General features: G+C 68.7%; 22 protein-coding genes and 1 pseudogene. 12 read left to right on the forward strand and 11 right to left on the reverse strand.

The genetic code is table 11. From position 1 onward, the window contains the following. From MLGJGCBP_RS30385 to MLGJGCBP_RS30405, 5 genes and pseudogenes are all read right to left on the reverse strand, one after another. Positions 1-166 (reverse strand): annotated as a pseudogene (locus tag MLGJGCBP_RS30385) (4-coumarate--CoA ligase family protein); the annotation flags it as partial. Positions 167-272: 106 nt separating this feature from the next. Next, positions 273-764 carry a YbjN domain-containing protein gene (locus tag MLGJGCBP_RS30390; protein WP_160100281.1) on the reverse strand — a complete coding sequence of 164 codons (492 nt, stop codon included), beginning with the start codon at positions 762-764 and terminating at the stop codon, positions 273-275. After that, positions 761-2,119, reverse strand: a complete 1,359-nt coding sequence (gene mshA / locus MLGJGCBP_RS30395) for a D-inositol-3-phosphate glycosyltransferase (protein WP_201453238.1) — start codon at positions 2,117-2,119, stop codon at positions 761-763. The genes MLGJGCBP_RS30390 and mshA overlap by 4 nt, the downstream gene beginning before the upstream one ends. A 12-nt stretch (positions 2,120-2,131) precedes the next feature. Next, positions 2,132-2,959: an alpha/beta fold hydrolase gene (locus MLGJGCBP_RS30400; protein ID WP_160100283.1), complete on the reverse strand. Its 828-nt coding sequence runs from the start codon at positions 2,957-2,959 to the stop codon at positions 2,132-2,134. Continuing rightward, positions 2,905-4,110: an MFS transporter gene (locus tag MLGJGCBP_RS30405; RefSeq protein ID WP_160100285.1), complete on the reverse strand. Its 1,206-nt coding sequence runs from the start codon at positions 4,108-4,110 to the stop codon at positions 2,905-2,907. Before MLGJGCBP_RS30405 ends, MLGJGCBP_RS30400 begins: the two co-directional genes overlap by 55 nt. Positions 4,111-4,166: 56 nt before the next feature. On the opposite strand from MLGJGCBP_RS30405, the gene MLGJGCBP_RS30410 reads away from it, so the two are divergent. Together MLGJGCBP_RS30410 and MLGJGCBP_RS30415 are read left to right on the forward strand one after the other, a co-directional pair. Next, positions 4,167-4,940 (forward strand): PIG-L family deacetylase, encoded by a 774-nt coding sequence (locus MLGJGCBP_RS30410; RefSeq protein WP_160100287.1) that lies wholly within the window; start codon positions 4,167-4,169, stop codon positions 4,938-4,940. A 132-nt stretch (positions 4,941-5,072) separates the two neighbouring features. Next, positions 5,073-6,104 (forward strand): tocopherol cyclase family protein, encoded by a 1,032-nt coding sequence (locus MLGJGCBP_RS30415; RefSeq protein WP_160100289.1) that lies wholly within the window; start codon positions 5,073-5,075, stop codon positions 6,102-6,104. On the opposite strand, the gene MLGJGCBP_RS30420 is transcribed toward MLGJGCBP_RS30415, so the two are convergent. Continuing rightward, on the reverse strand, positions 6,097-6,762 hold the full coding sequence (locus MLGJGCBP_RS30420; RefSeq protein WP_087559220.1) for a cysteine hydrolase family protein: 666 nt from the start codon (positions 6,760-6,762) through the stop codon (positions 6,097-6,099). The two genes, MLGJGCBP_RS30415 and MLGJGCBP_RS30420, sit on opposite strands and share 8 nt — an antisense overlap. A 120-nt stretch (positions 6,763-6,882) precedes the next feature. Between MLGJGCBP_RS30420 and MLGJGCBP_RS30425 the strand changes: the two genes are divergently transcribed. Then, entirely contained in the window at positions 6,883-7,467 is a 585-nt protein-coding gene (locus tag MLGJGCBP_RS30425) for a DUF742 domain-containing protein (protein ID WP_087559221.1), read from the forward strand. 83 nt (positions 7,468-7,550) lie between these two features. Here MLGJGCBP_RS30425 and MLGJGCBP_RS30430 read toward each other — a convergent pair whose 3' ends face one another. Further along, positions 7,551-8,825, reverse strand: a complete 1,275-nt coding sequence (locus MLGJGCBP_RS30430) for an ROK family transcriptional regulator (RefSeq protein WP_160100291.1) — start codon at positions 8,823-8,825, stop codon at positions 7,551-7,553. Between the two features lie 481 nt (positions 8,826-9,306). Here MLGJGCBP_RS30430 and MLGJGCBP_RS30435 point away from each other — a divergent pair, with 481 nt between their 5' ends. From MLGJGCBP_RS30435 to MLGJGCBP_RS30450, 4 genes are all read left to right on the forward strand, one after another. After that, a complete protein-coding gene (locus MLGJGCBP_RS30435; RefSeq protein ID WP_160100293.1) occupies positions 9,307-11,742 on the forward strand; it encodes a penicillin acylase family protein in 2,436 nt (811 codons plus the stop codon). 85 nt (positions 11,743-11,827) lie between these two features. Further along, on the forward strand, positions 11,828-13,126 hold the full coding sequence (locus MLGJGCBP_RS30440; protein ID WP_160100295.1) for an MFS transporter: 1,299 nt from the start codon (positions 11,828-11,830) through the stop codon (positions 13,124-13,126). 171 nt (positions 13,127-13,297) lie between these two features. Further along, positions 13,298-14,245: a TauD/TfdA dioxygenase family protein gene (locus MLGJGCBP_RS30445; RefSeq protein ID WP_160100297.1), complete on the forward strand. Its 948-nt coding sequence runs from the start codon at positions 13,298-13,300 to the stop codon at positions 14,243-14,245. 9 nt (positions 14,246-14,254) lie between these two features. After that, complete coding sequence (locus tag MLGJGCBP_RS30450; RefSeq protein ID WP_160100299.1) at positions 14,255-15,001, forward strand: SDR family NAD(P)-dependent oxidoreductase; 747 nt, start codon at positions 14,255-14,257, stop codon at positions 14,999-15,001. A gap of 336 nt (positions 15,002-15,337) precedes the next feature. Here the strand turns inward: MLGJGCBP_RS30450 and MLGJGCBP_RS30455 are convergent, their stop codons facing one another. Together MLGJGCBP_RS30455 and MLGJGCBP_RS30460 are read right to left on the reverse strand one after the other, a co-directional pair. Next, on the reverse strand, positions 15,338-16,519 hold the full coding sequence (locus MLGJGCBP_RS30455; RefSeq protein WP_160100301.1) for a L,D-transpeptidase: 1,182 nt from the start codon (positions 16,517-16,519) through the stop codon (positions 15,338-15,340). Between the two features lie 32 nt (positions 16,520-16,551). Continuing rightward, positions 16,552-17,643 (reverse strand): UDP-N-acetylmuramate dehydrogenase, encoded by a 1,092-nt coding sequence (locus tag MLGJGCBP_RS30460; protein WP_160100303.1) that lies wholly within the window; start codon positions 17,641-17,643, stop codon positions 16,552-16,554. Positions 17,644-17,669: 26 nt separating this feature from the next. Here MLGJGCBP_RS30460 and MLGJGCBP_RS30465 point away from each other — a divergent pair, with 26 nt between their 5' ends. From MLGJGCBP_RS30465 to MLGJGCBP_RS30480, 4 genes are all read left to right on the forward strand, one after another. After that, the gene (locus tag MLGJGCBP_RS30465; protein WP_160100305.1) at positions 17,670-18,167 is read left to right on the forward strand and encodes a DUF2505 domain-containing protein; all 498 of its coding nucleotides are present in this window, start codon (positions 17,670-17,672) and stop codon (positions 18,165-18,167) included. A 51-nt stretch (positions 18,168-18,218) separates the two neighbouring features. Beyond that, positions 18,219-18,719 carry a DUF2505 domain-containing protein gene (locus tag MLGJGCBP_RS30470; protein WP_160100307.1) on the forward strand — a complete coding sequence of 167 codons (501 nt, stop codon included), beginning with the start codon at positions 18,219-18,221 and terminating at the stop codon, positions 18,717-18,719. 21 nt (positions 18,720-18,740) lie between these two features. After that, entirely contained in the window at positions 18,741-19,538 is a 798-nt protein-coding gene (locus MLGJGCBP_RS30475; protein WP_087559230.1) for an SAM-dependent methyltransferase, read from the forward strand. 338 nt (positions 19,539-19,876) lie between these two features. Next, positions 19,877-21,424 carry a TROVE domain-containing protein gene (locus MLGJGCBP_RS30480; RefSeq protein ID WP_160100309.1) on the forward strand — a complete coding sequence of 516 codons (1,548 nt, stop codon included), beginning with the start codon at positions 19,877-19,879 and terminating at the stop codon, positions 21,422-21,424. A gap of 16 nt (positions 21,425-21,440) precedes the next feature. Here MLGJGCBP_RS30480 and MLGJGCBP_RS30485 read toward each other — a convergent pair whose 3' ends face one another. Then, on the reverse strand, positions 21,441-22,058 hold the full coding sequence (locus tag MLGJGCBP_RS30485) for a type IV toxin-antitoxin system AbiEi family antitoxin domain-containing protein (RefSeq protein ID WP_160100311.1): 618 nt from the start codon (positions 22,056-22,058) through the stop codon (positions 21,441-21,443). Between the two features lie 114 nt (positions 22,059-22,172). On the opposite strand from MLGJGCBP_RS30485, the gene MLGJGCBP_RS30490 reads away from it, so the two are divergent. Further along, positions 22,173-22,940, forward strand: a complete 768-nt coding sequence (locus tag MLGJGCBP_RS30490) for an LmeA family phospholipid-binding protein (RefSeq protein ID WP_087559232.1) — start codon at positions 22,173-22,175, stop codon at positions 22,938-22,940. Between the two features lie 9 nt (positions 22,941-22,949). Here MLGJGCBP_RS30490 and deoC read toward each other — a convergent pair whose 3' ends face one another. Further along, positions 22,950-23,615 (reverse strand): deoxyribose-phosphate aldolase, encoded by a 666-nt coding sequence (gene deoC / locus MLGJGCBP_RS30495; RefSeq protein WP_160100313.1) that lies wholly within the window; start codon positions 23,613-23,615, stop codon positions 22,950-22,952. Position 23,616: the final 1 nt, after the last annotated feature.

Raw genomic sequence — 23,616 nt, forward strand, 5'->3', positions numbered from 1 at the left:
CCCCGCCGATCTGCGCCACCAGGGCCTGGTAGGTGGTGACCGCACCCGAGGCGCCGTCGATCAAGGCGGGCCGCTCCGCATCAGCCGGGTCGAGCTGACCGAACAGGAACTCGTAGACACTGAGGTTCGGGATCTCGACGTCCGGAAACGGGCTCTTGAAGCTCACGTGGGTCACTCCCTCGAAGTGTTGCAGCAGCAGTTGTGACACCAGTCACAGGTTCGCCGCAACTCTACCCGCGCGCAATTCCCGTCCGCGGGAGGTCAACCCACACTCAGGGCTGCGAGTCCTCGATGAGATGTTCGAACGGTTTCAGGTTCGCCAGCGACTCGCCGCGCGAGACACGCCATTCCCACTCCCGCTTGATGGAACCGGCGAATCCGAGTTCGAGAAGGGTGTTGAAGTCGCCGTCGGCCGCCTCGAGCACCTGCCCGAGAATGCGGTCAAGTTCGTCCGCAGTCACCGCGTGCTCGGCGATCTGACCGACCAGGTAGATGTCGCCGATCTTGTCGATGGTGTACGCCACCGAATACAGCCGGCGGTTGCGCCGCAGCAGGTACTTGTAGACGCCTTCGAAGTTCTCGTCGGGCTTGCGGCAGACGAATGCCTCGACGCGCAGGCCGTGCTTGCCGACGGTCAGGAGTGTGGTGGTCTTGAGCTTGCGTTCGCCGGGCAACTCGACGACGAAGTGCGTCGAGTCCTTCTTCGTGAAGTCCAATTCCCGTTCGGTCAGGGCTGACTCGATCACGTCGGTCAGATCGCTCATGCGCGCACTCCCCCGGCCCGGCGCAACTTCCACAGTCCGCGTCCGCGACGCGGGGAGAAGTCGCTCGGGCCGTGTCCGTAGTTGTAGTTGACGGTCGCCATCCGATAACTCTCGAGGAGTCCGTCGGCGGTGTGTTCCCAGGAGAAATTCTCGGCGTGCCGCGGAGCCTCGGCGGCCAGCGCGGCGAGGCGGGCAGGCTCGGAGACCAGCGATTGCAACGCCGTCGCCCAGTCCTCGGTGCGGTGCCCGTCCACGAGGAGTCCGGTCTCGCCGTTGCGGACCGCGACGCCGAGTCCGCCCACGTTCGCGGCGATCACCGGTGTTCCGCAGGCCTGCGCCTCGATGGCGACCAGACCGAACGATTCCGAATAGCTCGGCACCGCAACGAGATCCGAGGCCCGATACACGTCGGCGAGTCGATCGGGTGCCTGCGGCGGGAGGAACGTGACCCGCGCGGCGATGCCGAGCGAGGACGCGAGTTCGATCAGCGCGTCCGGCCGGGCCAGTCCGGATCCGGACGGACCCCCGACCACGAGCACCCGCAGCGTCGACTCGGGATCCCGGGCGATCAGTTCGGCGGCGGCCCGGAGCAGGACGTCGGGAGCCTTGAGCGGCTGGATGCGCCCGACGAACGTCACGACGGTCTCGCGGGGGTCGAGCCCCAGCTTCGCCCGGGCGGCGTCCCGGTCGCCCGGGCGGTACCGCGTCAGGTCGGCGCCCGGCGCCACCACGTCGATCCGGTTCGGGTCGGCGCCATAGTGGCGGACCAGCTGATCGGATTCGTCGGTGGTGTTGGCCACGAGCCGGTCGGATTCAGCGACCACCTGCTGTTCGCCGATCTGACGGGCGGCCGGTTCGGGGGTGTCCCCCTCGGCCAGCGACAGATTCTTGACCGCGGCGAGCGTGTGCGCGGTGTGCACGAGCGGCACACCCCACCGGTCGCGGGCGAGCCAGCCGACCTGCCCCGACAGCCAGTAGTGCGAGTGCACCAGGTTGTAGTAACCCGGTTCGTGCCGGGCCTCCTCGCGGAGCACCCCGGCCACGAACGCGCAGAGCTGCGTGGGCAGATCCTGCTTGTCGAGCCCCTCGAACGGGCCGGCCACGACGTTGCGGACGAGGACGCCCGGCGCCGCTTCCTGGACCGGGGCGTCGGCGGACGACGTGGCCCGGGTGAAGATCTCCACCTCCACGCCGCGGCGGGCCATCTGGATGGCGGACTGCAGCACGTAGACGTTCATGCCGCCCGCGTCTCCGGTACCGGGCTGCGCCAGGGGTGAGGTGTGGACCGAGAGGACGGCCACCCTGCGGGGGCGCGAGTTGTGCAAGGGCGTCACCACTCCATAGTGCTCCCCCACCGATCGGCTCCTTTAACCGAGGTTGTCGACGAACGCGCCGACCTCTTTCACGAACCGGTCGGGATCCTCGACGAACGGTCCGTGGTCGCAGCCTTCCCAGAACGATGCCCGCGCCTGCGGGATCAGGTCTGCGGCGTGCCTACCAGCCGAGACGTCGACGACGGAGTCCTCGGTGCCGTGCAGGACGAGCGCCGGGACGTCGAGCGACCGGAGCAGGTCGTCGTGGCTCGCGGAGCGGTTGAACAGGGCGGCCCGCACGTGCGGCGGGGTCGCGAGGCTGGCGCCGAACAGCGCCTGCGACTGCGCGCCCTTGCCTTCCGGCGGTCCGGTGAGCGCGTTGCCGAACGCGCCCAGCGCGCGGATCGCCTCGCGCGGCTCCTCGGACATCGCGCCGGGGATCGCGGCGCGCATCGCCGCACCGACCTTGCCGCCGGCCTCCCCACGACCGATGCTGGTGATGGCACCGACGAGGACCACGCCGTCGACGGCGGACGTGCCGTGGGACGCCAGGTAGTCGCAGATCACGAGGCCGCCGTAGGACCAGCCGAGGAGCACTGCACCGGAGGTGACGCCTTCGGCCGTGAGCACCGCGTCGACGTCGCCGGCCCAGATCGCGGAGTCGTCGTAGCCGGCGGCGGGGGCTCCCGAGTAGCCGTGTCCGCGCAGGTCGACGGCGATGACGCTGTAGCGGGCGGCGAGTTCGTCGAGCACGGTGGGGCCCCAGCATTTCGACGACTGCGCCCAACCGTGCAGGAGAACCAGGGCCCGCGCGTCGGGATCACCGGTCACCGAGTAGACGAGGGGCGTTCCGTCGACGCCGACTGCTTCACGAATAGCCATGGGGTCACCATAGAGGCCAGCAGCGCGGCGACCGCCGCCACCGCGTACCCGGCGGTGGTGCCGAATTCGTCGATCATCCGGCCCGCGAGTGCCGATCCCACGGCGACGCCGACGCCGAGTCCGGTGACGATCCAGGTGATGCCCTCGGTGAGCGCGGCCGCGGGCACGATCTGCTCGACCAGACCGGTGGTGACGATCATGATCGGCGCCACCGTCATCCCCGCCACCGTGTAGGCGACGGCGAGCGCGGGGATACTGCCTGCCAGCAGCAGCAGCGGCACCATCAGCACCACCACCGCGAGGACCGCGACCATCAGTTGTTTCCGAAGCGACGCCGACACCCGGACCGCGCCGAACACGAGGCCCGCCGCAGCAGATCCGGCCGCGAACAGGGCCAGCACCACGGTGGCGGAGGCGGGTGCGTCGTGGCTCCGGGTGAAGGCGATGGCACCGACGTCGATGACGCCGAAGATCGTGCCCATCGACACCATCACCGCCACCAGGATCCACAGCGCGGGCGTCCGGACGACAGACGGGCGGCCGTCGTCCGACGACGAGTACACGGGCGGCTCGGTGCCACGCTGCGCGACGAGCGCGAGGGTGCCGACCACCAGCAGCACGAGTCCCGCGAGCGGCCCCGCCTCGGGGAACACCGCGACGGAGAGCCCGACGGAGACCACCGGTCCGGCGATGAAGCACAGTTCGTCCACCACCGCCTCGAACGCGAACGCCGTCCGCAGCAGCGGCGTCCCGCGGTACAACTCGGTCCAGCGGGCGCGCACCATCGCGCCGATCGTGGGCATGCAGCCGGCCGGGACCGCCCACACGAACAGCACCCAGTCGGGGGTCCCGAACCGGACGCACAGCAGCATCGCGGCGAGGGACGTCGCGCTGATCCCCGACGCGACGGGCAGGACGCGGGACTGCCCGTAGCGGTCGACCGCCCGGGACACGACCGGCGTGATGAACGCGTAGGTCAACGCGAACACCGCGGCCGGGGCGCCGGCGAGCGCGTAGTCGCCGCGCAGTTCGGACAGCATGGTGACGATGCCGATGCCGACCATGGCGATCGGTACGCGCGCGACGAATCCTGCTGCCGAGAACGCTGCGGAGCCGGGGGCGGCGAAGATCTGACGATAGGTACCGAGCACGCGTCGAGCCTCACAGATCGTGGCCGCGACTTCCAGCACGTGCAAGTATTGCGCTCATGAGTGTCCTGGTGTGTTTCCACGCCCATCCCGACGACGAAGTGTTCACCACCGGCGGCGTGATGCGTCAGGCCGCCGACGCCGGTCACCGCGTCGTCGTGGTCACCGCGACGGACGGGGCGCTGGGCGAGGCGCCCGAGGGGCTCCTGATCGACGGCGAGTCGCTCGCCGAGCGTCGTCGCCGCGAACTCGAGGAGTCGACGTCGCTGCTCGGCGCCCAGCGTGTGGTGTTGCTGCACTACGCGGATTCCGGGATGGCGGGTACGCCGGAGAACGAGAACCCGGCGGCGTTCTGCAACGTCGACGTCGAGGAGGCCGCTGCCCGGCTGGCCGCGATCCTCGTCGAGGAATCCGCCGACGTGGTCACCATCTACGACCCCAACGGGGGTTACGGGCACCCCGACCACGTCCAGGTGCATCACGTGGGCCTCCGGGCCGCCGAACTGGCCGGGGTGCCGCACGTCTACGAGGCCGCCGTCAGCCGCGACCACATCCGGCGACTGATGGCCGCGAATCCGGAGTGGTCCGAGAACGCCCAGCCGCCGGACCTCGACACGTTCGGGCTTCCGGACTCCGAGATCACCACGGTCGTGGACGTCACCTCGGCGATGGGCGCCAAACGCGCCGCGATGCACGCGCACGCCACCCAGATCGGGGACTTCGGCCCGTTCCTGCAGATGCCCGAGGAGCAGTTGCAGGCGGCGTTCGGTCAGGAATGGTTCCGGCGTCGCGGGGCGCCCGAGGGGCTCGCGGAGTCGTCGCTACCGCTCTGACCGGAACTGCCTCCGTGGGCTCGGGTCCGCGCCTAGCATCCACGGGTATGGATCCCGCTGATCTCGCTGCGACCATGTCGTTCGCCCCTACCGCGACGGCACGTCTGCACCCCCAGCCGGGGAGCTGACCCCGTGTCTAGACTGCTGCGCGCGTACCGCTCCACGGGCGCGGATCTGCCGTTCGGCAACGTCCTCGCCGCGCACGACGTCGCGATGGAAGGCTATTTCTGGCGGTTCACCCAGCCTGCGACGGGACACGTCGTCATCGCGCTCGCCGGAATCAACCGGGCCGCGGACGGCCACTGGGCGACGCTCGGTCTGGCCGGTCACCCCACCCGGTTCCTGCGGACCACCGCGCATCCGGAGGGTTACGCCAACCCGGCCGGACTCGGCGCGTTCGCCGGCGACGCGTTCCGCGGGTCCGTCGACCGCGTCCGGGTGGATCTCGGACCGGACGCCCGGCTCGACGTCCGGATCGGCGCCCAGGTCCCGTGGCCGCGGCGCAGGCTCGGCGGGTCGAGCGTGTTCCAGACCGTGCCCGCGCTGAACCAATACTGGCATCCGTGGTTGCTCGGCGGACGGGCCGAGGGAACCGCGGTGCTCGGCGACACCGAGATCGACCTCGACGGCGCCCAGGTCTACGCCGAGAAGAACTGGGGCAAGGGCGGATTCCCCGACTCCTGGTGGTGGGGCCAGGCCCAGGGGTTCGCCGACCGGCAGGCGTGCGTCGCGTTCGCGGGCGGCGAGGTCACCGCGGGCGGGCTGCGCACCGAGGTCACGGCCGTCGTCGTCGCGCTGCCCGACGGCACGGTGTTCCGCCTCGGCAACCCGGTCACCTCCCCCGTCCGGGCGCACGTGACGGACGAGCGGTGGTCGCTGCACGGCCGCGGCCGCACGTGGAGCGTCGAGATCGAGGGCGGCTCCCCGCTGGGCTCGGCCCACGTACTGCCGGTTCCGCTCCCCGCCGAGCGTCGCAACATTCCCGGCGCCCTCGAGCACCTGGCGGGTTCGATGAGTGTCACGGTCCGCCGCCGCGGTGAACTCGTCTGGGCGGACGAATCACCGCTCGCCGCGTTGGAGCACGGCGGGATCGAGCGGGCGCGCGCGGAACTGCGCAGACGGGGTGCGCCGCCGGACGCGACGTCGGCGCCGCCCCTCAGCTGATCACCTCGAGTTCGGGTGGCTGCAACGCCTCGACGATCTCGTCGGTCTCCGCGTGCAGAACCCCGATCCGTCCGGCCTCCTCCAGGTGACGCGCGTCGACGCCGGAGATCGCATCGGCGGCGACGAGTACCTTGTAGTCCCGTTCGCCGGCGTCGACGATCGTGGCGCGCGGACAGTTGGGGTAGTTGCAGCCCGCGATCACCACGGTATCGACCCGCCACCGGCGCAGGTGCTCGTCGAGCCCGGTGCGGTAGAACGCACTCCACCGCGGCTTGAACAGGACGTGCTCGGTGGGCGAGACGGCCTGGAGGTCACCGGCGAGGAGCGATCCGGGGTCGAGGGCCGGCACACCCAACTCGGGCGCCACCTGCGATCCGGCGGTCCCCGGCCTGGCCAGGTCGAGCCCGGCGGCGATCACGCGGCGCCGGCACAGGTCCACGTCGTCGCCCTCGTACAACCGGACGACGTGCACGATCGGGGCCGAGGACTCCCGGTAGGCGTCCACGAGACGCGCGATCGCGGGCAGCACCGCCGACGTTCCCGGGATCGGGGCCGTCCCGCCGTCCACGAAGTCCACCTGCATGTCGACGACGAGCAGCGCGGACCGGCCGAGATCGGGAGCGAGGAACGGATCCGAGTTCTGCCGCCAGTGCGTCACTCAGCAAATCTAACGCTCACGCGGACCCTGTAGCGGGAATCACAGGGACCGGACCACGGGCATGTCACGCGGGTTTGGGACCATGGAACGGGTGGGGTAGTTCGAGAAGGGTCCCGACCGATGACTGTGAGCGATGAGAACTGGCCGATGATCGGCGCGACAGGGGCGCGCTTCGGATCGGCCGGCCGGCGCCGGAGCGGCAGGAAAGACGAGTCGCCGACGGCCGAGCCGAGCCCGTCGCAGTCGGTCGAGTGGGTGGAGCCCGGGCGCGCCGAGGCCGTTCCCGAGCAGGTAGAGGCCGTGTCCGAACCCGCCGGTCGAGCGCCCGAGATTGCGGAGTCTTCCGAGTGGGCGGAATCCGAGGAGACGGTCTCCATCGTCCGGCCGTTCATTCTCACGGGCGGCCGTACCGAATCCGGGGTCGATCTGCCGTTGGAGGCGGTCATCGTCGCCCGCGCCGACGGGGACGCCGTCGTGGACGCGATGCCGGCGCCGGACGAACCGCGCCGCGTGTTCGCGCTGTGCTCCGAACCGCGGTCAGTAGCCGAGATCGCGTCGCTCGCGTCGATCCCGCTCGGGGTCGCGCGGGTGCTCGTCGGCGACCTCGCGGCGGCCGGGGCGGTCACCGTGAACGAGACGGCCGGATCCACCGGCCCCGATCGGAAGCTGATGGAACGCGTCCTCGACGGGCTGCGCAAACTCTGAAAGACCCGGCTGCCGGGACAGATGCACACGAATTCGTCAGCCGCACAGGCAATTGCCTGCGCGGCCGACGAATTGCTGTGAACCTACGACGAAGTGCGGCGCATCGCTCCGACCGGGTCGGAGTAGATAGTGCTCAGCGACACCACCGTCGACGCGTACTCCTGCACCCGGTTGCCGAATCCGGAGATGCGAATGTCCCTGCGCTCCAGCGACGATGCCTGCGCGAATGCCTCCGCGACGTGCGGGATACCGGCCGGGTACTCCGTGAACGCCTGACCGCCGAGGATCACGCGGTCCGGGTTGAACAGGTCCCGCAGCATGGCGACCGTCTTCCCGAGTACCTGGGCGCGTTCCACCAGAATCTCGTGCGCGGGAGCGGAACCCGAGGACGCCGCCTTGTAGAGTGCACTCATCGTCGGACGCTGGTTCGACTCGGGGAGGATGCCGGCGTCGAGCGCGGCGGAGATGACCGCGCGATCGCTGATCGTCGCCTCGAGGCATCCGCGTGAACCGCACGAGCACTGCGCCGACGAACCGGTGGGCAGGTGCGCAATGGAACCGGGACCGCTCGAGGGAGTGTGGACGCGGCCGTCGATGGTGATCGCGATTCCGGCCGTCTCCCGGGCGTAGAAGTACAGGCCCGTTTCGCCTTGCGCGACACCGTCTTCGCTGTCCGGGCTCAGCAGCAGCTCGGACGCGGCCATCGCCTCGACGTGCGCCGCGACGGAGACGGGCAACCCGAGCCCGGTCGCGATGATGGCGCCGACCTGAGCGGATTTCCACCCCAGCCGGGGGTGGTCGACGACGCCGGTCTGCGCATCGACGCGCCCGCCGAGCGCGACACCCGCCCACAGCGGGCGGCGCCGGTGCCAGCGGGACGCGAAAGCCCTTGCGCTGCGGGCGATGCCGGTCAGCGCGTCGGCGGAAGCACCCTGCGGGGTGGGCACCTCGACCGCGCCGAGGACCTTACCGCGGAGGTCGCTGGCGATGATACTGGTGACGACCGCACCGATGTGGATGCCCACGGTCAGGTACGGCTCGTGGTTGACCTCGAACGGAACCCGCGGGCGGCCGATCGCGCCGGACGGCGTGAGATCGCCGCGCTCACGCAGCAACCCGAGGTCGAGGAGCGCCGACACCTGACGGTTGACGGTGGCGATACTCAGTCCGGTCGCCTTCGCGGCGACGTCCCGGGACAGCGGCCCGCGCGACCGGGCCACCCGCAGAACACCGGCGGCGGGGCCGTCGCTGATCCGCAGTTCGGGGGGAACGATGTGGAGACGGGGTCGGGACACGGGCCGCTGGAATCGAGGCGCGGATCCGGTCCGGGTGGGGCTGGAAAGGGTGGGGGTAGACACGTGGCAGTCCTTGCATGCGGAGGCGGTGCGCACCTTCGCCCGAACGCTGCATCGGCCCCGGGTGGAGATGGGGGCGACCGAGGACGATCGATCAGGAGAAGATTGCGCGAATTAGCTGCAGATGCTGAGACAGCGACAACACAGTTCCCGCGCCAAGGGCAGCCGCGAACCCAGCGCGGAAGTCACGTAGGTGACCCGCGGAGCGGTCGACTGGCCTGAGGACATGTCACGAAACTAGCAGCTTCGGTCGGTTTCACCAATCCGAAGGCGCGACTGCGTGTACCGGAGCGCCACCCCGCTTCCCCGGTTCCCGCTGCTGCGGGACGGCGGGACCGGCAGCAGCGGGAGACCGACGCCACTCTTGACGGACGACAGTGTTTCACGACACAATACGCCGGGATACCAACCGAACGTACGGTTATAGGAGCGAAATGTATCGATGCGATCGTCACAGGTCGGCAGACCGGGCCCGGAGCTGTCGATGAAGACCACGAGGGCGGCACTCGCCCTCGGAGTGGGACTCACGGTGCTGCTGACGGCCTGCACCGCCGCCGGAACGCAGGACTCCACCGCAGCCGGAATCACCGTCAAGCGGGACGGCTACGGAATCCCACACGTGTACGCCGACACCACGCGCGCGCTGTACTCCGGCTACGGCTACTCCGTCGCCGAGGATCGCCTGTTCCAGATGGAGATGGCCAAGCGGTCGTCGATCGGAACGGCGGCCGAGGTGCTCGGACCCGACTACGTCGAGATCGACAGGACCGCCCGCAACAGCATCGATCCACAGTCGATCAAGGATCAACTCGCCCGACTGCCGCAGGACGAACGCGACATCTTCGACGGCTACGCCGAGGGGTTCAACAAGCGGATCGACGAGGTCGGCGCAGACCCGGAACACCTGATGCCGAAGCAGTTCCTGGACGGCGATTTCCGGCCGGAGCACTGGACCGGGTACGACGTGGCGATGGTCTGGGTGCAGACGATGGCCAACAGGTTCTCCCAGTCGAGCAGTGAACTCGCGAATCTCCAGGTCCTGAAGAGCCTGCAGGCGAAGAACGGCGACGAGAAGGGCCGGCAACTCTTCGACCAGCTGATCTGGGCCGAGGAAGACCCCGCCGCCCCGACCACGGTCCCCCGCGACCAGTCGACTTCACCCGACGACGGACCGCACGCGATGTCCCAGGAAGCCGGGCTCTCCGATGTGACGCAGGCGCTCCCCGACGCGAATCTGACCCGCATGAAAAACGCGGGCGGGGGCGAATGGCCGCACATGAAACCCGAGGCCAGCAACCTGTGGATGGTCGGCGCCGACAAGACGTCCGACGGCACATCCGTCCTCATGAACGGACCGCAATTCGGCTGGTTCAACCCGTCCTATGTGTACGGCGTGGGTTTGCACGGAGCCGGTCTCGACGTCGCGGGCAACACGCCCTATGCCGTCCCGACCGTTCTGTTCGGCACCAACAAGACGATCTCGTGGGGTGCGACCGCCGGTCCGCTCGACGTCAACGACGTCTATCAGGAAGTCCTCGACCCCTCGAACGAGCACGCCTACCGATTCGACGGCGAGTACCGCCCGATGGAGGTCCGGAACGAGACGATCAAGGTCCGGGGCGGGGCGGACGTCGCGTATCCGGTCTACTCGACGGTGCACGGCCGGGTCACCAGCTTCGACACCCCGAACGCAAGCGCGTACTCGCTGAAGGAGAGCTGGGCGGGGTACGAGATCCAGTCGCTGGTCGCCTGGATCGACATCATGAAGGCCACGACCTGGGACGAGTTTCTCGAGCAGGCGAAGAAGGTCGCCATCACCATCAACTGGTACTACGCCGACAACAAGGGAAACATCGGCTACGTCTCCCCCGGCCGACTGCCCGTCCGCCCGGCCGGCCAGGACCTTCGGCTTCCCGCGATCGGCGACGGCAGCATGGAATGGGAAGGCATCCGGCCGTTCGAGGACAACCCGCAGTCGTACAACCCCGAGCAGGGCTACCTGGCCAATTGGAACAACCAGTCCGCGGCAGGCGCGCTCGCCGACGGCTACAACTGGTCCCCCGTCGACCGCGTGCGGGCCATCACCACCCGCCTCGAGGCCAAGGACAAGCTCACGCCCGGAGAGATCTGGGACATCAACCGGCAGACGTCGTTCGCGGACCTCAATGTCGACTATCTGCTGCCGTACCTGGAGCAGGCCACCGGGCAACTGCCGGGCAGCGACCCTCTCGCCGCAGGCGTGAACCTGCTCCGCGACTGGGACGGGCAGGCCACCGACGACAACGCGGACGGCGTGTACGACGGACCGGAACCGGTGATCATGCGCACGTGGCTGCCGATCCTGTTCGATGCGGTGATCCGGGACGACCTCCCGGAAGACGTGTACGCGTCGTACGCGGCGAAGGTGTACCCCGCCGCGGGCACCGCACGTCCCGCCGAGGCGACAAAACTCGTCTACAACGCCCTGCGCGGCGACGAGGCCGGCGTTCCGCAGACCACCGACTTCTTCAACGGAGCGGACCGCATGTCCGTCCTGCGTACGACGTTCGGCCAGGCGATGGACCGGCTGCGCGCCGAGCAGGGCCCCGACCCCGCCGGCTGGAAGTTGCCGGTCGGCGCGAACCGGTTCGACTACAAGAACTACCTCGGCGTTCCCCAGGCCGGTGCCGACGAGGTGCTGTCGCTGTCGCCGTACATGAACCGCGGAACCCAGAACGACCGCATCGTGCTCGGCGACGGCATCGCCGACCTCTGCACCGTCGGGCCGCCCGGCCAGAGCGGTTTCATCGCACCGGACGGGACGCGTTCACGGCACTACAGCGACCAGATGGACATGTACCGGAACTTTCAGTGCAAGACCGACCCGCTGACCGAACAGTCGGTAGATGCGAACACGACCGGCGAGGTGACGTCGAACTAGCGGGTTCGGCAGTTCGGTAGGCATTCCTCATCCCCCCTGCCGGGGCGGCACTTCCGCTGCCCCGGCACCCTCGAAGGACATCGACATGACCTCCACGCAGATCTCCGTGACACCGCAGGCGCCCGTCCGGCCGCTGAAGGTGGCCGGCGCCAGCCTCATCGGGACCGCCATCGAGTGGTACGACTACTTCATCTACGGCATGGCCGCCGCGATCGTGTTCGGCCCGCTGTTCTTCCCGTCCTTCTCCTCGATCGCGGGCACGCTGGCCGCGTTCGCGACGTTCTCCGTCGGCTTCGTCGCGCGGCCGATCGGCGGCGTCGTGATGGGCCACTTCGGTGACCGCATCGGACGCAAGTCCATGCTCGTCCTGTCGCTGATGCTGATGGGCGGCGCGACCGTCGGCATCGGACTACTGCCCACCTACGCCACCATCGGCGTCTGGGCGCCGATCCTGCTGGTCACCCTGCGTTTCGTCCAGGGAATCGGCGTCGGCGGGGAGTGGGGCGGCGCCGTGCTGATGGCGGTGGAACACGCACCCGCCAACAGGAAGGGCTTCTACGGGAGCTTCCCGCAGATGGGTGTGCCCGGCGGTCTGATCCTGGCGAATCTCATGTTCCTCGGGGTGTCGACGAGCCTCAGCGAGGAAGCGTTCCTGGCCTGGGGCTGGCGGATCCCGTTCCTGGCCAGCGCGGTGATGGTGCTGATGGGGCTCGTCATCCGATTCACCATCACCGAGAGCCCCGACTTCGAGAAGGTCAAGGACACGCACCGCGATCAGCGACTGCCGATCGTCACCGTCCTGCGGGAGAACCTGCGCGAGGTGATGCTGTCCGCGGGCGCGTTCATCGGCATCAACACCGTCGGATACATCTTCATGGCGTACCTGCTGTCCTATTCGACGAAGGTCCTGGGCATGAGCAAGACGCTCGTACTCGTCTTCACGCTGGTCGCCTCGTTCGTGTGGCTGATCGTCATCCCCGTCGCGTCGATGCTGTCGGACCGGTACGGCAGGCGGCGACTGCTCGTCACCGGCTCGGTCGGGCTGACGGTCTGGGCGGCGGCGCTGTTCCCGCTGATCGATCTCGGGAACCCCGCGGTGATGATGACCGCCCTTCTCGGCACGGCCGTGTTCATGGGCATCGTCTACGGGCCGATCGCCGCACTGTTCACCGAATTGTTCAGCGCCGAGGTCCGGTACAGCGGTGCGTCGCTCGGCTATCAGATCGGTTCGGTTCTCGGCGGTGGTCTCGCCCCCACGGTGGCCGCGGCGCTGTACGCGAGCTGGGGTTCGTCGGCACCGATCTCCCTGTACCTCACCGCCGTCGCGCTGCTCAGCCTGCTCTGCGTCGTCGCGATCACCCGGAAGGTCCGCGCCGCCGCGTAGCGCCGGCACTACGGATCCACCCGTCTCCGCCGCACCGCCCGCCGGTGCGGCGGAGTCGTCGTCGCGCACCCACCCGTTGCGATCAGGGTGACGCAAATCCTTCCGGCGACACACGCCCCGATGGTTCGGTTACAGGACTCCACACCGTCTCCGGTATCCGAAAGGCCCACCATGTCCATCGATTTCGCACCCGAGCACGTGACCGACGCCGAGGGTTCCCCGAACGCGGCGAGCGTCGTCAAGCTCGGTGCCCACATCGGCGCCCGGATCGACGGCGTCCGGCTCGGCGGCCAGCTCGATCCCGCCACCGTGTCGCTCATCCGTCAGGCCCTGCTCGAGCACAAGGTGATCTTCTTCCGCGGCCAGGAACATCTCACCGACGACTCGCAGTACGAGTTCGCGGAGCTTCTCGGCTCCCCCACCACGGCGCACCCGACCGTCACCTCGCGCGGCACCAAGGTGCTGCCCATCGACTCCGACTACGGCAAGGCCAACAGCTGGCACACCGACGTCACGTTCGTCGACCGCATCCCGAAGGCGTCGATCCTGCGCGCCGTGGAACTTCCCACGTACGGCGGAACCACCACCTGGGCGTCGGGTGTCGCCGCCTACAACGCGCTGCCCGAGCCGCTGAAGGTCCTCGCCGACAACCTGTGGGCGACGCACACCAACGTCTACGACTACGCGGCGACCAGCGCCGAGCGCGCGCAGAACGAGAAGACTCAGGAGCATCGCGCCGAGTTCCAGTCCACCTACTTCGAGACGGAACACCCGGTGGTGCGGGTCCATCCCGAGACCGGCGAGCGCACACTGCTGCTCGGTCACTTCGTCAAGAAGCTGGTCGGCCTGAGCGGCACGCAGTCGCAGGCGCTCTTCAAGGTTCTGCAGGATCACGCCATCTCGCTCGAGTTCACCACGCGGTGGAACTGGCAGTCGGGTGATGTCGCGATCTGGGACAACCGTGCCACTCAGCATTACGCCGTCGCCGACTACGACGACCAGTACCGGCGGCTCCACCGCATCACCCTGGCCGGCGACATCCCCGTCGATGTCAGGGGCGAGCGCAGCCGCAGCGTCGCAGGCGACGCGAGTGACTACTCCGTCATCGACGAGCCCTAACATGTCGGCATGACCTTCTCACCTGACACCCGCATCGCCGTCGTCACCGGAGCCAGCTCCGGAATCGGCGAAGCCACCGCCCGCACCCTGGCCGAGCAGGGATTTCATGTGGGGATCGGGGCTCGGCGACTGGATCGTCTGGAGAAGATCGCCGAGGACATCGGCGGTACCGCGCTCGAACTCGACGTCACGGACCAGGATTCCGTGGACGCGTTCGCCGCGGTGCTGCCGAGGGTCGACGTGCTCGTGAACAACGCGGGCGGCGCCAAGGGACTGGCCACCGTCGCCGAGGCCGACCTCGACGACTGGCGCTGGATGTGGGAGACCAATGTCCTGGGCACCCTTCGGATCACCAAGGCGCTGCTGCCCAAGTTGATCGAGTCGGGCGACGGCCTCGTCGTCACCGTCACGTCCCTGGCCGCGATCGAGGCGTACGACAACGGTGCCGGGTACACGACGGCCAAGCACGCGGAGGGTGTCCTGCACCGCACGCTGCGCGGGGAACTGCTCGGCAAGCCGGTCCGTCTCACCGAGGTCGCCCCGGGCGCAGTGGAAACCGAGTTCTCGCTGGTGCGATTCGAAGGCGACCAGGACCGGGCCGACAAGGTCTACGAGGGCATCACGCCGCTGGTGGCCGCCGACGTCGCGGACGTCATCGGGTTCGTCGCCTCCCGGCCGTCCCACGTGAACATCGACCAGATCGTCGTCAAGCCACGAGATCAGGCTTCGTCCGGGCGTTTTCACCGTACGACGTAAGCGACTTCGCGGCGATTCTCCTGTCCTGGTGTTCGAGGAACAGGACCACCGCCCACAGTCCCGCGACGATCAACGCCACACCCAGCAACATCCATCCCATCCCACAGCCCCCTGCCGATCAACGACTTTCGACCGAAACGGACTGTCGGGGTCGTCCGTCGACCCCTCGACAGCGGACGACTCCCCACAGTTGTGTCACCCGAGAACGCGGCGCCGTTGACGCGTCCTCATTCAGGTAGACGCACCGGATCCGCTTTCGGTTCCACCGAAGGTGGAGAAAGTTCGCCGACCCGTAGGTGAGCGGCAAAGTGTGCCCGAGCACGCTTTGCCGCTCACCTATGCGAGGGCCGAGAGGGACTGCCAATCGGGCCAGCTGACAGCCCAGTCGTAGATGTCGCCGTCGGCGGCCGACAGGTCGATGGACGTCCCGGTCACCTCGACGGGGTCGCCGTACAGCGCGGTGCCGAAGTACTCCTGGGCGTCCCCGAGGGACAGGTTGATGCAGCCGTTGGTCACGTTCGACGAGCCCTGGACGCCGATGGTCTCCGGGTTGGCGTGGATGAACTCGCCGTTGTTGGAGATGCGGACCGCCCACCGTTCGCGGACGTTCTCGTAGAACGGCGGGTTGGACATGAGGAAGTCCTCGTGCTTCTCGGTCACCATGTGGATGCCGCTGCGGGTGACGTTGCGCGCCTCGTTGCCCTCGCCGTAGCTGACGGGTATGTCCATGATGGTTTCACCGCCGCGCACCACCTGCATGCGGTGGCTGGGGGCGTTCGCGATCACGATCTGACTGCGCCCGACGGTGAAGTTCAGCGACAGGTCCTGCTCGCCGTAGGCTCCCCCGCCGAAGTCCACGCCGTACAGCTTCGCGTCCAGGGCGACGGTGGTGCCGGGCGCCCAGTAGTTCTGGGGACGCCAGTGCGCCCGCGACCCGTTGTCGTCGGGCAGCCACGCCCAGGAGCCGGGGGTGGGCGGGTTGGTCGTGACGGTCATCGCCTTCTCGACCGCCGCCTTGTCCTCGACGGACTCGTGGAACTGCACGATGATCGGGGCGGCGATCCCGACCTCCTGGCCGTCGCCGATGTTGAGGGTGGCGCCGATCGTCTCGTCGGGTTCGAGCGTGGTGAAGCTGCCGTCGACGGTGACGGACTTGCCGTCCGTGCCGAGCGCCGTGCCCTTCCACGTGTAGGTCGCGCCGTACCCCAGCGCCTCCCCGACGGTGAACGTGGTCCGGTCGGGTGAGAGCACACCCTGCACGGCACGCCCGTCGGCGTTGACGAGGGAGATGTCGGTGAACGTGCCCTGCGATGCGGTCGCGGAGATCGGTGCCACCGGGCTGACGTCCTCGGTGCCGGACGCCGGATTCTGGGTGACCTCGACCGCCGGTTCGGGGGGCGCGGTGGCGGTTCCCGACTCGGAGACCGTGCATCCGGTCAGCAAAAGGAGAAACGCGATCAGCGCCGTCGCGATCAGCGCGACGCGCGACCGACTTGTCCGGGAACCCAGTTCATGCACAGCTAACAGGTTACCTGCGCTACGGACCTGTCTCAGATCGCGCAGCCGACCGTCACGGGTTCGGGTTCGAGCCGGACACCGAACGCCGACTGGACGCCGTCCCGCACGTCGCGGGCCAGTGCCAGCAGGTCTTCGGTCTTCGCGGCGCCGCGGTTGGTCAACGCGAGGGTGTGCTTGGTCGACAGGCGCGCGACGGCGCTCTCGCCGGGATACCCCTTCGAGAAGCCGGACCGCTCGATCAGCCAACCGGCAGACAACTTCGTTCCGCCGTCGGCCGGGTACTGCGGAACGGTAACGTCGCCGAGGCGGGTCTCGATCGCGGCGAGGACGCCCGCCAGCTCTCCGTCGGAGACGACGGGGTTGGTGAAGAACGAGCCCGCGCTCCAGGTGTCGTGGTCGTCGGGGTCCAGCACCATGCCCTTGCCCCGGCGGAGATCCAGCACGGCGCCCCGGACCTGCGCCGACGGCAACCGGTCGCCCTCGGAACCGTCGAGCGCCGAGACGAGTTCGCGGTAGCGCAGCGGCTCGGACAGTCCGTCGGGATGCACGGTCAGTTCGACGGCCAGTACGAGTGCCGCGTCGGAGTGCTTGAGGACGCTCGTGCGGTACCCGAGGCCCAGCGCGCCGGGTTCGACCCAGCGCGCCTCACCGGTGCGCCGGTCGAGAAGGTGCACCCGCCGCAGCATCGACCCGATCTCGACGCCGTACGCACCGACGTTCTGCACCGGGGTGGCCCCGGTCGACCCGGGGATTCCCGACAGGCATTCGAGCCCGCCCAGTTCGGCGGCGACGGTCTGCGCGACCACCTGATCCCACTCGGCGCCAGCCTCCGCAGTGACGAATCCCTCCTCCAGACCGACAGTGGTGTTGCACACACGCACCACCACACCGTCGAATCCGTCGTCCCCGACGACGAGATTGGAGCCGCCCGCGAGGATCAGCGTCGGGATGTGCGCGGCGTCGAGAAGACGCACCACGTCGACGAGGACCTGCGTGGTCGGGCACTCCGCCACGATCCGCGCCGGCCCGCCGACCCGCAGCGTGGTCATCCCCGACAGTTCGAGGTTTTCCGACACGAACGCGCCCGAATCGACGAGTTGACTGACAATGCTCACATCCCACACAACCGCAAACGGTAGCGTGGCCGATCGTGAGCCGCCGCATCGAGCATTCGTCGTCCTATGCGTTTCCCGTCGCCCAGGTCCATGCGGGCCTGATCACCGAGCAGTACTGGCGCGACCGTCTGGACGAGGTCGGCGGACCGGGGGCCGCCCTGGACCAGGTCACGACCGGGCCGGGCACCATCTCGGTGGCCATGTCGCAGTCGATCCCCGCCGAGCACCTGCCCAGCATCGTCTCGAAGGTCCGTCCGGGCGACCTCGTGATCAAGCGCACGGAGACGTGGGGCACGCTCGACGGCGATCACGCCGAGGGCACGTTCACGGCCGAGGTGGTGGGTGCGCCTGCGACGATCTCCGGAACTCAGACGCTGAAAGCCGACGGTTCCCGGGCGAACGTGCAGGTCGAAGGCAAGGCCGAGGTCAGGATCCCGCTGATCGGCAGCAAGATCGAGAACGCGATCGCGGACGAGGTCCTCCGCCTGATCGCGAAGGAGCAGGAGTTCACCGAGCAGTGGCTCGGGGGCTGACCTGGGGCGGGTGTCCGTTGTGTCAGGTCCCAGCCGGTAACCTAGGCGATCATGGCTCGCCGCATCGACTACTCAGCCCGTTACAAGCACACCCCCAAAGAGGTGTACAACGCGTTCACCAACCGTGACTACTGGGATGCGCGCATCGAGGAGATGCGGAAGTACTCCGAGAATCACATCGAGCACTTCGACGTGAACGACGACGGGATCGACATCGTCCTGCACCACATCCTGCCGCGGTCGGAACTCCCCGAGGTCGCGCAGACCGTGATGAAGAAGGACATGGTCATCACGCGCAAGGAGTCGTACACGCCCTTCGGTGAGCCGACCACGGGCACGTACGAGGCGTCGATCCCGGCGGGTCCCGGCAGTCTCACGGGCACCATGAAGCTGTTCGCCACCGAGACGGGGTGCACGTTCCGCACCTCGTCCGAGGCGAAGGTGTACCTGCCGTTCATCGGCGGGAAGCTCGAGCAGCTGATGCTCGTGAATCTGATCGACCTCTTCCGCGCCGAGGCCGAGATCACCGAAACGTGGTTGTCGCAGCACTAGCACCCACTGCACGGATTTCCCATGACTTCAGCGACGCTGAGGCGGCCTCACGGTGTCATCACCCGGGGTACGACAGGCATCAACCGGCTGCGCCGCAGCGACCGCTGGCTCGTCCACGACGCGCTGGTGCGCCGGACGCTGCACGCGTCCGCTGACCCGCTCGTCGTCGACCTCGGGTACGGCGCCCGGCCGCACACCACGTTCGAGCTCGCCGACCGGTTGACCGCCGTGCGCGGCGACCGCCGGGTGGTCGGGCTCGAGATCGACCCCGAGCGTGTGGTCGAGAGCAGGAACGGAGTGAGTTTCGCCCGCGGCGGGTTCGAGCTCTCCGGACTGCGTCCCGTCCTGGTCCGTGCGTTCAACGTGCTGCGGCAGTACCCCGAGGATGCGGTCGGGCCGGCGTGGGCGCGGATGCAGTCCGGGCTCGCACCGGGCGGGTTGATCCTCGACGGCACGTGTGACGAGCTGGGCCGCCGCTGCGCGTGGGTGCTGCTCGACGCCACCCGCCCGCTGTCGCTGACGCTGGCGTGGGATCCGTTCGCCGTGGAGAAGCCGTCGGACATCGCCGAACGACTGCCCAAGGCGCTGATCCATCGCAACGTCCCGGGTGAGCCGGTCCACGCTCTCCTCGCCGCGGCGGATCGCGCGTGGGCCACCGCGGCGCCCCACGGCTCGTTCGGACCGCGGGTGCGGTGGCGGGCCGCCCTCGAACTGCTGCGCGCGCAGGGACTTCCCGTGCAGCCGCAGCGCCGCCGGATCCGCGACAACATTCTCACCGTTCCGTGGAATCTGGTCGCGCCCGGTTCCGGCACGAATTAATTCACGCGACATCCCCCGAAGCGCCCCGTAGAGTCGGTTCACGAAACATGTTGTGCCGGTGCGCAGGCGAGGGCTACTTCGACTGTTAATCGCGTGGTCGCCGGTTCGAATCCGGTCAGGGACGCAGGTCCCTGTAGCTCAGTGGTAGAGCGCGTCCGTGCCTCCGCCGACTCCGAACTCGGCACGACATGTGTGCGCGCCACCCGGTGCGCAGACGACGGATACTTCTCTGGCGAAGTGCGTGGGGCACGCGGTTCGACTCCGCACCCCGTCGTCGCCTCGACCTCGGGTGGCGCGCACCCACGAGCACCGACACCTCCCCGGAAGGAGGAACAACCATGAGCAAGTTCAACCCGACGATGCTGCACCGCAACAAGGTACGGAGCCCGATCACGTCGGAGACGCAACCGTCGGGCCGCACCTTCGAGGGCGGCAGCGGCTATGCCCGCGACGCGAAGAGCGAGCTGTTCCTCCTCGCGGTCACGAGCATGGTCGGTGAGCACACCTTCTACGAGTCGGCGTCGGACCGCGACGGACGGTTCGTCGCGCTGATCCACGAGGTCACGCTGTCGGATCCGGAGTGGACCGCCCGCCTGATCGGGTGGCTGCGCCGCGATGCGCATCTGCGTTCGGCGTCGGTGGTGGCCGCAGCCGAGTTCGTCCGGGCCCGGCTGGGTGCCGGACTGCACGGCGGCAACCGTGCCGTCATCTCCTCGGCGCTGGAGCGGGCCGACGAGCCGGGCGAGATCCTCGCGTACTGGATGTCCCGGCACGGTCGTTCGGTCCCGAAGCCGGTCAAGCGCGGTGTCGCCGACGCCGCCGCCCGGCTGTATTCGGAACGCTCTCTGCTGAAGTGGGATTCCGAGGCCCGGGACATCCGCTTCGGTGACGTTCTCGAGCTCACCCACGCGTCGCCGTCGGCGGCGTGGCAGGGCGAGCTGTTCCGGCACGCGATCGACCGGCGGCAGGGACGCGGGAACGCCGTGCCTGCCGGTCTGCGCATGCTCACGGAACGGGCGGCGCTGTCGGCACTCCCACCGGAGGACCGGCGTGCCGTCCTCCGGACCCCGGAGCGGCTGTCGGCGGCCGGCATGACGTGGGAGTCGCTCGCCGGCTGGCTGCAGGGACCGATGGATGCCGCGGCCTGGCAGGCGGTGATCCCGTCCATGGGATTCATGGGGCTTCTCCGTAACCTGCGGAACTTCGACGAGGCCGGGATCCCCGACCACCTCGCGGAGCAGGTGGCGGCCCGGATCGCCGATCCGGCGGAGGTCGCGCAGTCGCGGCAGCTGCCGATGCGATTCCTGGCGGCGTACCGGAACGCGCCGAGTCTGCGGTGGGGACATGCGCTCGAGCGTGCGCTCGGGGCGTCCCTGTCCGCGGTCCCGTCGCTGCCCGGCCGCACCCTGGTTCTCGTCGACCGGTCCGGATCGATGTTCTACAGCCGCGTCTCGGCGCGGTCGGAGCTGACGAGGGCGGACGCGGCCGCCGTGTTCGGCACCGTGCTGGCGGCACGCGCCGAGCGCGCGGACCTCGTCGAGTTCGGCACGGACAGCCGGATCGTTCCGTTCGAGCATCAGGCGGTGCTGCGCGTGGTCGACAGCTTCGGCGACCTCGGCGGCACCGACACGGCGGCGGCGGTGCGGAAGCACTACCGGGGCCATGATCGCGTCGTCATCGTCACCGACGAGCAGGCCGCGTGGGGTGATCCGACCCGGCACGTCCCGGCCGACGTCCTCGTCTACACGTGGAACGTGGCGGGTTACCGGCACGGTCACGGACCGGCGGGGTCCGCGAACCGTCACACGTTCGGCGGACTGTCGGACGCGGGGTTCTCGATGATCCCGCTGCTGGAGGGCGGCCGGGACGGCGAGTGGCCGTTCTGACTGCCGGCGCGGTCCGTCAGGTGCAGGTGGCCAGTGCGTGTTCGACGCGCTGCGCCACCTGCGCCGGCAGGGATCCGCATTCGCCGTGCAGAGTGCGCGCGTTCAGTCGCCCGATCGCGACGCCGTCGGCGACCACCTCGTCCAGCAGTTCCTGCGAGATTCCGCTGGCGGCGAGGTCGAGTGCCGTGCACAGCGGCGTGGTGATCCGCAGCGGGCCGACCTGCTCGCAGTCCTCCGGGCGGAGTGACCGCCGGTGCAGCGCCAACTGCTGAGTCGGCGAGGGCGGCGACAGCACCGTCGAGAGGTGGATGAACCGCGGGTACAGGTGTCCGAGACCGTGAAGTTCGGCGGCGCTCTGGTGGGAAACCGCGGCGGCGGCACCGAACCAGGTGCACCACTTCGCGAACTCCTCGAGATCGGAATGCGGACAATCCTTCAAGCGGAACAGGTCTCGCTCTATCTTGACCCACGAGCCGTCGGCGAGACGCTCGCCGATCTCGTCGGCAGCGAAACCGAGGCGCAGCACCTGCGCAGTGGTGAAGAAACCCGCCTGAGCCGTCGCGACGCGTGTCAGCTCTTCACCGACACCTTCGCGCTCCGGGTCACCGGGACGTGGAGCCAACCATCCGGACATTCCCCTACATTACTGGGCAATTGTGGCACGTATCACAATTTCTGCGGATCTCGACGACGCGCCGGCCGACGCATTCACAGAATTTGTTCAGAGTTGTCGGGAAGAATCCGTGTAATGGCAGCCCGAACGAACTCCGCACCCCGAAGTAACCGTGTGCTCGTCATCTCTCTGGTCGTCATCGCCGCGCTCGTGGCGGTACTCGTCGGCGGCGAACTCTTCGTCCGCCACAGAGTGAAGACCTGCATGGCCGACCAGTTCGAGAGCCAACTCGGCTCACAGGTCGACGTGGGACTGAGCTGGAAGCCGGTCCTACTGCAGTCGATCGACAAGAACGTCCCCTACATCACCATCGACAGCGACGACACCAAGTTCGGCCCCGCGCAGGGAATGCAGGTGCACGCCCAGGTCAACGACATCCGGATCGAGAACACCGCCGACAGCAGCGGCACCATCGGCAGTTCCGACGCGGACGTCACCTGGTCGACCGCCGGCATCCTCGCGACGCTGCAGCAGCAGGCGTTCGGCTCGCTGATCAGCGGTGTCACCGCCGATTCGAGCGCGGGAACCCTGAGGTTCTCCGTCGGCCCGGCCGGGCTCGCGGATCTGACCGTCAAACCGGAGATCGTGAACGGGACCGTGAAAGTGAACACGGTGGGCGCCGAGATCCTCGGTTTCGGGCTCCCCACCGACCTCGTCGACGGGGTGGTCCAGATTCTGACCTCGAGCCTGCAGACCTACCCGCTGGGCATGCAGCCGACGTCGCTGAAGGTCACCGACGACGCCATCGAGATCACCCTCGAAGGCGGCGCCTACACGATGCCTGCCGCCGCCACTCAGCAACAGCAGCAGGAACAGCAGAGCAGCTGCGGCCTTCTCGTCTGATCGGCCGGGTCAGTCGGGCAGCCCGTCCAGAACGGCACGGGTGCCCGACAGGCCCAGCCGCGTCGCACCGGCCGCGATCATGTCGAGCGCGGCCGCTGCGGTGCGGATCCCGCCGCTCGCCTTGACCCCGATCCGCCCGCCGACGGTCTGCGCCATCAACCGCACCGCTTCCACCGTCGCTCCCCCGGCCGGGTGGAACCCGGTCGACGTCTTCACGAAATTCGCGCCTGCCCGCTCCGCGGCCCGGCACGCTTCCACGATCGCCTCGTCGCTCAGCGCGGCGGTCTCGAGGATCACCTTGAGGACGGTGCGGTCGCCGACGGCCTCGCGGACGGTGAGGACGTCGGCCAGCACCGCATTGAAGTCGCCGGCCACGGCGGCACCGATGTCGATCACCATGTCGATCTCCTGGGCACCCTGATCCACTGCGAGCCTGGCCTCGGCCCCCTTGACCAGTGAGTGGTGCTTTCCCGACGGGAACCCCACCACCGCGGCGGTCACCAGTCCGGGCGCCTTGACCGGCAGCATCGACGGCGACACACAGACTGCGAGCACACCGAGCGACCGCGCCTCGTCGATCAGCGCCTTCACGTCGGCGGCGGTGGCTTCGGGTTTGAGGAGCGTGTGGTCGACGAGGTCGGCCACCTGGGAGCGGGTCAGTGCAACGTCGGACATA

Origin of the sequence: Rhodococcus sp. T7 (assembly GCF_009872365.1) — a bacterium.
Classification (GTDB): Bacteria; Actinomycetota; Actinomycetes; order Mycobacteriales; family Mycobacteriaceae; genus Rhodococcus_F.

Coding starts and splice junctions, on each gene's coding strand:
- MLGJGCBP_RS30390 (WP_160100281.1), bottom strand. CDS start 764: ATGAGCGATCTGACCGACGTGATCGAGTCAGCCCTGACCGAACGGGAA.
- MLGJGCBP_RS30400 (WP_160100283.1), bottom strand. CDS start 2,959: ATGGCTATTCGTGAAGCAGTCGGCGTCGACGGAACGCCCCTCGTCTAC.
- MLGJGCBP_RS30410 (WP_160100287.1), top strand. CDS start 4,167: ATGAGTGTCCTGGTGTGTTTCCACGCCCATCCCGACGACGAAGTGTTC.
- MLGJGCBP_RS30425 (WP_087559221.1), top strand. CDS start 6,883: ATGACTGTGAGCGATGAGAACTGGCCGATGATCGGCGCGACAGGGGCG.
- MLGJGCBP_RS30435 (WP_160100293.1), top strand. CDS start 9,307: ATGAAGACCACGAGGGCGGCACTCGCCCTCGGAGTGGGACTCACGGTG.
- MLGJGCBP_RS30440 (WP_160100295.1), top strand. CDS start 11,828: ATGACCTCCACGCAGATCTCCGTGACACCGCAGGCGCCCGTCCGGCCG.
- MLGJGCBP_RS30445 (WP_160100297.1), top strand. CDS start 13,298: ATGTCCATCGATTTCGCACCCGAGCACGTGACCGACGCCGAGGGTTCC.
- MLGJGCBP_RS30450 (WP_160100299.1), top strand. CDS start 14,255: ATGACCTTCTCACCTGACACCCGCATCGCCGTCGTCACCGGAGCCAGC.
- MLGJGCBP_RS30470 (WP_160100307.1), top strand. CDS start 18,219: ATGGCTCGCCGCATCGACTACTCAGCCCGTTACAAGCACACCCCCAAA.
- MLGJGCBP_RS30475 (WP_087559230.1), top strand. CDS start 18,741: ATGACTTCAGCGACGCTGAGGCGGCCTCACGGTGTCATCACCCGGGGT.
- MLGJGCBP_RS30480 (WP_160100309.1), top strand. CDS start 19,877: ATGAGCAAGTTCAACCCGACGATGCTGCACCGCAACAAGGTACGGAGC.
- MLGJGCBP_RS30485 (WP_160100311.1), bottom strand. CDS start 22,058: ATGTCCGGATGGTTGGCTCCACGTCCCGGTGACCCGGAGCGCGAAGGT.
- MLGJGCBP_RS30490 (WP_087559232.1), top strand. CDS start 22,173: ATGGCAGCCCGAACGAACTCCGCACCCCGAAGTAACCGTGTGCTCGTC.
- deoC (WP_160100313.1), bottom strand. CDS start 23,615: ATGTCCGACGTTGCACTGACCCGCTCCCAGGTGGCCGACCTCGTCGAC.